The sequence below is a fragment of the Bacillus sp. 7894-2 genome (assembly GCF_002272225.1).
Classification (GTDB): Bacteria; Bacillota; Bacilli; order Bacillales; family Cytobacillaceae; genus Cytobacillus.
This window is the reverse complement of the sequence record NZ_NPDG01000091.1, coordinates 1-8,227: the sequence shown is the minus strand read 5'-3', so window position 1 is coordinate 8,227 and position 8,227 is coordinate 1. Positions and strand designations below refer to the sequence as shown.

General features: G+C 42.8%; 7 protein-coding genes. 1 reads left to right on the top strand and 6 read right to left on the bottom strand.

The features are described 5' to 3' along the window. Nucleotides 1-136: 136 nt before the first annotated feature. The 6 genes from CHI10_RS13885 to CHI10_RS13860 form a co-directional block, all read right to left on the bottom strand. Nucleotides 137-1,234, bottom strand: a complete 1,098-nt coding sequence (locus CHI10_RS13885; protein WP_095244840.1) for a nicotinate phosphoribosyltransferase — start codon at nt 1,232-1,234, stop codon at nt 137-139. Nucleotides 1,235-1,397: 163 nt separating this feature from the next. Continuing rightward, nucleotides 1,398-4,223, bottom strand: coding sequence for a DNA translocase FtsK (locus CHI10_RS13880; RefSeq protein ID WP_095244839.1), 2,826 nt, complete (start codon nt 4,221-4,223; stop codon nt 1,398-1,400). A gap of 388 nt (nt 4,224-4,611) precedes the next feature. Then, complete coding sequence (locus tag CHI10_RS13875) at nt 4,612-5,412, bottom strand: DUF1444 domain-containing protein (protein ID WP_095244838.1); 801 nt, start codon at nt 5,410-5,412, stop codon at nt 4,612-4,614. Between the two features lie 165 nt (nt 5,413-5,577). Further along, complete coding sequence (locus tag CHI10_RS13870) at nt 5,578-5,895, bottom strand: thioredoxin family protein (protein WP_095244837.1); 318 nt, start codon at nt 5,893-5,895, stop codon at nt 5,578-5,580. Next, complete coding sequence (locus tag CHI10_RS13865; RefSeq protein ID WP_095244836.1) at nt 5,892-6,914, bottom strand: PTS sugar transporter subunit IIC; 1,023 nt, start codon at nt 6,912-6,914, stop codon at nt 5,892-5,894. Before CHI10_RS13865 ends, CHI10_RS13870 begins: the two co-directional genes overlap by 4 nt. Before the next feature lie 175 nt (nt 6,915-7,089). Further along, nucleotides 7,090-7,602 carry an outer membrane protein assembly factor BamD gene (locus CHI10_RS13860; RefSeq protein WP_095244835.1) on the bottom strand — a complete coding sequence of 171 codons (513 nt, stop codon included), beginning with the start codon at nt 7,600-7,602 and terminating at the stop codon, nt 7,090-7,092. Nucleotides 7,603-7,764: 162 nt separating this feature from the next. Between CHI10_RS13860 and CHI10_RS13855 the strand changes: the two genes are divergently transcribed. Continuing rightward, nucleotides 7,765-8,211: a YtoQ family protein gene (locus CHI10_RS13855; RefSeq protein WP_095244834.1), complete on the top strand. Its 447-nt coding sequence runs from the start codon at nt 7,765-7,767 to the stop codon at nt 8,209-8,211. Nucleotides 8,212-8,227: the final 16 nt, after the last annotated feature.

The following is an 8,227-nucleotide window of genomic DNA, read 5'->3' as shown; positions in this document are numbered from 1 at the left end:
AAACTTACACTTTAATGTATTGAAACATTATATCATTAATCGATTTTAAAAACTATGTAACGTATTGCCAGCTCTTTATTCCTTAAACATTACATATAAACATTGATATCAGGATCCATTTAAATGTATTGCTCTGTTATTCAACTCTTTCAAGGCGGGGGTTGGGGCGGTAACGGCGTCCTGCCTTTGCTGCGTGCTTGCCGTCTATCATCACATTATCTCCCGTGAATCCAATGGTAATATTAAGAAGGCTGCTTCCCACACCATAAGTATCAACTGGAACACCCTTTTCTTCAAAATCACGGATTCGGGATTCGGTGAAGCCTCCGCTCACCACAATCTTCACATGGCCGAAGCCCTCGTCATCCAGCGCTTTTCTTAGAGCAAAAATCAGTTCAGCATTGACTCCACGCGGGTCAAATGTTCCCAGGATATGCTGATTTCTCAAGAAATATTGATCAATCATTGTTCTGGATGTGTCAACCCGGACACCTTTAAGTTCATCGCCAAAAGCCCTGGCTACTTTCAGGGAATCAGTGATTGCATCATTGTTATAATCTACCAGAGCAACTAAATCGTCTTCAGGAAACGTCTCCTGATAAGCTTCAGCAGCCGCGACGATATCTCCCTCAAACATTTGAATCAGTGCATGCGGCATTGTACCCATGCCCTTTTTGCCCCACCATTCGTTCATGGCATGTGTTGCCTGGGCTGTTGCTCCCCCAATATAGGCTGCATATCCATCACCTGCCTGGGTGGTATAATGATCATCCCGGTCGCCCATGAAGATGACCTGTTTTTGAACACCTGAAACTCCTGCTGCTTTTACCACATTATAGACATTTGTGGCAACCGAGGTTCTTCTGGCCAATATGCCGTCAATAATTCCTTCGAGATAGCCGAAATCCTGATATCTTCCTGTTATGGTCATTACTGTTTCAAAGGGTGAAATCTTGTCACCATCTTTTAATGAATGAATTTCCAGATCATCCGGACGGTCGGCAAATGTTTTTAACAGCGCAATGACTTCATCCGTACCGCATAGAACGGCATGACTCTTTTGAAAAAACTGCATAGTTACAATTTTATCAACGTGATATTTCTTAACAATTTCTCTGGTCTTTAGGAAGTAAACCGCTGAAAACCAGCCATCTCTTACACGTTCATCAAATTTAAAAGTCTGGTTTGTCAGACGTTTTATTTCTCCCTTAACCTTCATTTCAATCTCTTTCATCCCAAGCTCCTTACAAACATGAAAGAAAGCAGGCTTGCCTGCAGACTTGGCGTTGCAAGGAGCAGGCCCCTAAGCCGGCAGGACGCCGGCTTATGAATGCTTTCTTCGTTATCGTAGTAGTTATTCATATTATTTTAAACATGCAAGTAAAGAATACCATGGATTAATTTAATGTACTAGTGTCTTGTATGGATTCAAGATCAGCCGCAGTAATAAGGACATCCCTCGGTTTGCTGCCTCTATTTTCTGAAATGAATCCTTGTTTTTCCATCATATCAATCAACCTGGCTGCCCTATTATAGCCTATTTTAAATCTTCTTTGCAGACTAGAAGTGGAAGCTGAGCCCTGATCAACAACAAACTCGCATGCTTCAAAAAACAGTTCATCCTCTTCTTCAATGGCTTGGGCTTTTTTCAGAAGCTCTTCCTGCTCAAATAAGTAATCAGGTTCTTGTTCCCTGCGTACATGGGCTACAACATCATCAATTTCTTTGTCAGAAACAAATGTCCCCTGGAGTCTTACCGGCTTTGAGGATCCATTTTCAAGGAAAAGCATATCTCCCCGGCCCAAGAGCTTTTCCGCTCCGCTTATATCGATGATTGTTCTTGAATCAATTTGGGATGACACAGAGAATGCAATCCTTGTTGGCACATTCGCTTTGATTAAGCCGGTAATAACATCTACGGAAGGCCGCTGGGTTGCGATAATCAGATGCATCCCGCATGCACGGGCTTTCTGTGCAATCCGGCAAATGGCTTCTTCCACATCGGCCGGCGCCATCATCATCAGGTCTGCCAGCTCATCAATCACAATGACCATAAATGGAAGCTTCTCTGAATATTGCTTATGCTCTTCAGCCAGCTCATTAAAACGGTTTATATCCCGCACACCGGCATGGGCAAATAATTCATATCTGCGTTCCATTTCCTCTACAGCCCACTTCAGGGCAGCTGTTGCTGCTTTTACATCGGTAATAACCGGGCTGACTAAATGAGGGATTCGATTATATGGTGCAAGTTCGACCATTTTCGGGTCAATCAGGAGAAGCTTCAATTCATCCGGACTCGCCTTATACAAAAGGCTTACCAGGATCGTGTTGATACAGACGCTCTTTCCAGATCCCGTTGCACCGGCAATTAAACCGTGGGGCATTTTCCTTAAATCGGTCACAATCGGCTTTCCTGAGATATCAAGTCCAAGCACAGCCGTCAATGGGGAGCTGCCATTCTGGAACTCCGGGGTGCTTATGATCTCACTGATAAATACCGGACGGCTGCTCTGGTTTGGAACCTCAATGCCGATTGTATGCTTTCCTGGAATTGGTGCCTCAATCCTAATATCCCTTGCTGCCAGACTAAGCTTGATATCATCCGAGAGGTTCGTTATTTTATTTACCTTGACCCCCGGTTCAGGCTGCACTTCAAATCTGGTGACAGAAGGTCCCTGCGTAACATTGACAACCCTGGCCCTGACATTGAAATTCTGCAGGGTGGAGTTTAACATCTGTTCCTGCTCGTAAAGCCAATCAGATTCTTCATCCATGATTACCGGCGGTGTCAGTAATGTCCGCGACGGGAATTGGTAATACGAAATGTCATCTTCTTCCTGATTTATCTTCTGTTCCGAAGTCGGGTAATCCTCAATTCTTTCTGCTGAAGCAGCAGACTGCTGGATGCTTTCAGATGGAAACATCGCGATATTATTTTTTTTTTCATCTGCAGGGTTTGATACTTTCTCCTGCTGGTTCAATTTTTTTCTGTCATTGTTCAGCATAATGACGTTGAATGGGATTGACCCTCTGGAAGAAGGCTTTTCTTCTTGAACACTTTTTTCCTGCACTGGATTTGATATCTCTTCATTCTCTGATTCTATGTTCATATCCTGGATTAATTGACTTTTCTCTGGGACCTTTTCAGCCTCTGGTTCAGGGATCGCATTAGAATTCAAATCATCCTGTCCGGAAAGTGCTGCTGTGTCTTCTGTATATTCTTCTGTTTCTTCTTCTGTCTCTTCTTCATGAAGAGCCTCTTCAATCAAATTTGAGAGCGATCTGCTTACTTCAGATTTTTCTTCACGATCAATGCTCTCTTCGTGGTTTGAGAAATCATTGCCGGCTGGTGTGGAAGAACCGGGATGACTGACTGGTTCCAGCTCATCCTCCCATGCTGCATGTGTTTCCACTTCACAGGATTCTATCTCCTGGCTTTCCTCCGGAACTTCAAACATTAATTCAGATGATTCACCTATTTTATATTTGTTTGCTGCCGGTTCCTCAGTTTCCGGTACAGCAGCCTGTCTCTGCAAAGCTTCCACCTTAGCGGAAAAGATGGTTTCTTTTTCTTTTTGCGACTCAGCCGCAGTTATCTTAGGCCGGTTAGGAGGAGTCTGCTGAATTTTACGCATAACCTCATCGTATGTAATTTCCCTGCGGTTATTTTCCTGTTCCCCGTTCCCAGATTGATCCTTAGGTGTCTTTGAACCTGGTCTCTTAAACCCATAAATCGGGGATGGAATTTCTGTCGGCTGGAAAGGCCTTTTCTTATTGGCAGCCTCTCTTTCGTTGCGGGTCAAGATTTTTTCTTCATTTGCAGGTGATGGCGCAGTCTTTTTTTGCCGCTCTCTTTCTGCGGAACGCGGCGCCCTTTTTTCATGAAATGGAGAATCTGCTGGTTTTCTCTGCCGCTCCGTTTCTCTTACCCTTGGCTGCCGTTTTTCAGATGTTTCTTTAACCGTCTGCCCGCGTGTATGCTCCTGCTTTTGCTGCCTCTTGTTTTCCCGTGCTGCTTCATGGTCAGGTATGACTGGAAAACGGAATTGGCCTTTAGGATATTGATAAACTACTTTAGCATCTACATCTCTTGAACTTTCTTTTGTACTTTGAGAAGCAGGCTGTTTCTCCTGGTTTCGCTCATCCGCATGATCTTCAAATTCCTCATATTCTTCATCATTATCTTTAAACATATGGAACAGCTTCTTAATCCAGCTCATTTATATCAACTCTTTCTATCAAAAACTTTGTTAGACTATCTCTATTATTTTAGCAGTTATTCACAGATTTTGAATAAGAAATCCGAGAATGAGTCCTTTTAAAGGCAGAATGGGTAAATTTACAAACAAACAAAGAGCTGCAGACATACTTTCGACTCAGGGAGGTTAATAATTCATTTGTACAGACAGCTGATTTTTTCGCAATACTAATAGAAATAATTGATTGATATATATTTCGAAAATAAATTACCTCTCCTGGGGGTTTAATACCTTTTTTCACGATGGGTCGGCAAGTTTTCCAATCAACTCAGTAAATAATACACAATTTGCAACAGACCTTGCGAAAACAGCCAATAAAAAAGACCACAATTGATGTGGCCTTTAAAAGCTATTTCTTTTTATTCTTACCCAAAATAAATATGGGTTCAAACTCTCCATTTTCGTATAGAAATGAAAGGGAGGTGATGGGCACTCTGCCGCTCGCAAAGAAGCTCATAGTCATCTGGGCGAGAACGTCATAGCCTGTTTCATTTTTAATATCAGCAATGATTAATACATCCTGATGCGGAACGGCCACTGCCATGGTTCCTTCTGCTTTCCTGCTCATTTCTTTAATGAACGAATCATTCAGTATCCTGCTTGCATCATATCCATCATTCTTATTTAAGAAATAGAAAGTATTGCCTGCTACAGTATCTGATTTCATATCGGTCGAGAGAGATCTTACATTAAAGAGAGCCGTTTCTTTAATTCTTTCCGGATCCCAGCCCTCTTTTTCCATTAGCTGTGCATCTATAAGGCGATACGTTTTACCGAGGTCAAGAGCATAGTAGATACGGGTTTCAGCAGTATGTTCATCTGTCAGAAAAGGAACACCTTCCTGTGATTCACCCGGAAAAGAAGTTGATCGAATGACTGGAAAAATGTTTTTTTCATGGCCGGATAAATGAGCATCCTCCACCATTGCTTCCAGGCCTTCCTCCACATAATAAACGACTTCGTCAATCGCTTTTTCCTTTTGCTCCTGCCATTTAGCTATAATGCCAGGCAAAGAGATGGTAATTCCTTTTCCAGTGTCCTTATTTTCTATTCTAAGCTGATCTTTCTCTCTGTCAAAAGAGAAAGTCCGGTTCTCTTTTGCTAAGCGCTGCTCTAATTCATTTTTCATTTTTCTGCTATCCATTTTCATATATAAGCCCCTCCTTTGGGGATTGATTTCCGACTATCATTTTACACTAATAAACCCTCCTGCTCAAAAAAGATGCAGGAGGGCTTAAAGCGGAAGTGTCTTGCCCGCCACTGCAAATCGAGGGGGCATGCGCTAAAGCTGACATTTATTAAATAATTGCCAGGCCTAGTTTTCCAGAGTTTGAATGAAGTTCTCGATTTCTTCCTGAGTTTTGCGGTCTTTGCTGACAAAGCGGCCGAGCTCCTGGCCATCCCTGTATCCAATGAAGCTTGGAATGCCAAAGACATCAAGCTCAATGCAAAGATCAATGAATTGATCGCGGTCTACATAAACGAAATTATAGTCACTATATTTTGCTTCAACTTCAGGCAATACCGGTTCAATCACCCGGCAATCAGGACACCAGTCTGCTGAAAACATGAAAATGTGTTTCCCTCTGCTGCGCATCTCGTTAAATTGCTCCATTGATTCCAATTTTTTCATTTCCTTACGCCCCCTGTGCTGATATGCATGTCTCCAAATTGGATCCAGCCTTTTTTCCTCATATATTCAGATAATATCAGGCTGATGAGAGCGGGTCCAATAATATGCAAGATGATGACCTTCATCCAAACGTCCGGGCCAAAGCCCATCGTGGTAAAAGTCATAATCTGGCCAACAAGCCCGCTTGTACCCATCCCTGCCCCTGCAGCATTGTTTTCCATTAGCCAGATGGTCGTGCCAAACGGTGCGAGAATCGCTCCTGCGATGGTAGGCGGAATAAGGATGCGCGGGTTTCTAATAATATTAGGCACCTGAAGCATGGATGTTCCAATTCCTATCGCAATTAAACCGCCCATTTTATTTTCCCTGTAGCTGCTCACAGCGAAGCCGACCATTTGTGCTGCACAGCCAATTGTGGCAGCTCCTGCTGCAACTCCGTGCAGATCAAGCATAAGCGCAATGGCAGCTGAAGAGATGGGAGCCGTCAAGGCAAGTCCCATTAATACCGCGACAATGATCCCCATGAGGATCGGCCTTTGTTCGGTTCCCCACATGATCAGGCTGCCAAAGCTTTTCATTCCAAAGTCAATTCCGGGTCCAATAAATGTAGAAACGACATAACCTGATGCGATGGTAACAAGCGGTGTTACAATAATATCCACTTTAGTTTCCTTACTGACCAATTTTCCAAGTTCCGTGGAAATAAGGGCTGCAGCGAAGCTCCCTGCCGGGCCTCCGAGTGCCGCCCCGGCAGCCCCGCTTGCGATGGCTGAAAAGACAACCAGCGGGGGAGCATTCAGTCCGTATGCAACTGCCACTCCAATTGCAGGGCCCATCAGCCCCATAGCCAAAATGCCCATATCCTGCAAATATTTGATATCAGTCTGTTCTCCAATTGTCTTAATAATCAGCCCGATGATCAGCGAAGCAAACAAGCCCAGCGCCATACTGCTCAGGGCATCTATGAAATAAACTTTAGCTGAAAGGGTAACCCCTTTTCGATTCAGGAAATCTCTCATAATTTTCCCCCTATGTAAAAGTTCTGCATTTATAAGATAACATATGTAAAGACACTTGTAATATAAAATCTTCTATATTCTTATTGTTCTTTTAATAGGGGCTTTCTATTATAACAATAAAAAATTCAGCTGCTTATAAAGGCAAATTAAAAAACGAAGGGCAGGGCCCCTCGCTTTAGTTATTCATTTGAACAGAATTGGCTATTTCCATCATCGCAGCGGCGTCAGAGGATAAGTTTCTGGTTTTAGCCTGCGTTGATAATTTTACGCCGCCAATCCCGACGACCAATTCATGTTCGTCTTTTTTTCCGCTGTTGATTAATAGGAAGCCATTATGTCCCTTTTTTGTAAACTTCTCTTTAACTTCAAATTCATCTTTCTGCTTTAAGGTAGCATCATAAACAATCCTGCTGTCCGGACCTTCATGCTGATTGTAAAAAAGGATGTATCGTTTCGAACCATTTTTTAAAATGATGTTATTTGGGCTTTCCTCTTCTACTTCATAGCCGAAAGGCAAATAATATTCTATATCTTCAAACTTATGATTTGTCTTTTCAGGTGATTGGTTAAATGCTTCCTCTGCAGCATTTTTTGCGGCGGTTTGCTCTTCTTCCAACGATGCTGAACAGGCACTGAGCAGTATAAATGAAATAACTAAGAGCAAGGCTGCGGTGAATCTTTTACTCATTCTATTGTCCCCTCCTTGCATGGATTCTCATATCCTTCCCTATCATACATTTCTTCTCAATAGTCTGACAACCCTTCATATCAGGATTGGCAGCCTTTTCACTGCGTTACTTCCTAGAAGAAATGTTAAAATATAAGAATATTGCATAAAGGAGGAAGAAGAATGGAAATAAACGTCTATTTAGCAGGTGAAATACATTCCAATTGGCGCAATGAAATAAAGGAAAAAGCAAAATTATTACAGCTGCCTGTTCATTTTACAGGTCCAATGGAAAATCATGACCGTTCTGACATGATTGGAGAGGAAATTCTCGGGACGCAGCCGGATGCCATACTTCGGGATGAAGCTGCTTCAGGCATTAATAACTTAAGAACACAGCTTCTAATGCAAAAATCAGATCTGGTGATTGCATTATTTGGTGAGAAGTACAAGCAATGGAACACCGCCATGGATGCAAGCGCAGCTGCCGCACTTGGAAAGCCGCTGATCCTTATCCGTCCAAAGGAACTTCACCACCCTCTAAAAGAGCTTTCAAGCAAAGCAAATGTTACTGTTGAAACTGTCAGCCAGGCATTGAAAGTTTTGTCGTACATCTTTGAAACCGAATAAAAAAAGGGGGTAGCGC

Coding starts and splice junctions, on each gene's coding strand:
- CHI10_RS13885 (WP_095244840.1), bottom strand. CDS start 1,234: ATGAAAGAGATTGAAATGAAGGTTAAGGGAGAAATAAAACGTCTGACA.
- CHI10_RS13880 (WP_095244839.1), bottom strand. CDS start 4,223: ATGAGCTGGATTAAGAAGCTGTTCCATATGTTTAAAGATAATGATGAA.
- CHI10_RS13875 (WP_095244838.1), bottom strand. CDS start 5,412: ATGAAAATGGATAGCAGAAAAATGAAAAATGAATTAGAGCAGCGCTTA.
- CHI10_RS13870 (WP_095244837.1), bottom strand. CDS start 5,895: ATGAAAAAATTGGAATCAATGGAGCAATTTAACGAGATGCGCAGCAGA.
- CHI10_RS13865 (WP_095244836.1), bottom strand. CDS start 6,914: ATGAGAGATTTCCTGAATCGAAAAGGGGTTACCCTTTCAGCTAAAGTT.
- CHI10_RS13860 (WP_095244835.1), bottom strand. CDS start 7,602: ATGAGTAAAAGATTCACCGCAGCCTTGCTCTTAGTTATTTCATTTATA.
- CHI10_RS13855 (WP_095244834.1), top strand. CDS start 7,765: ATGGAAATAAACGTCTATTTAGCAGGTGAAATACATTCCAATTGGCGC.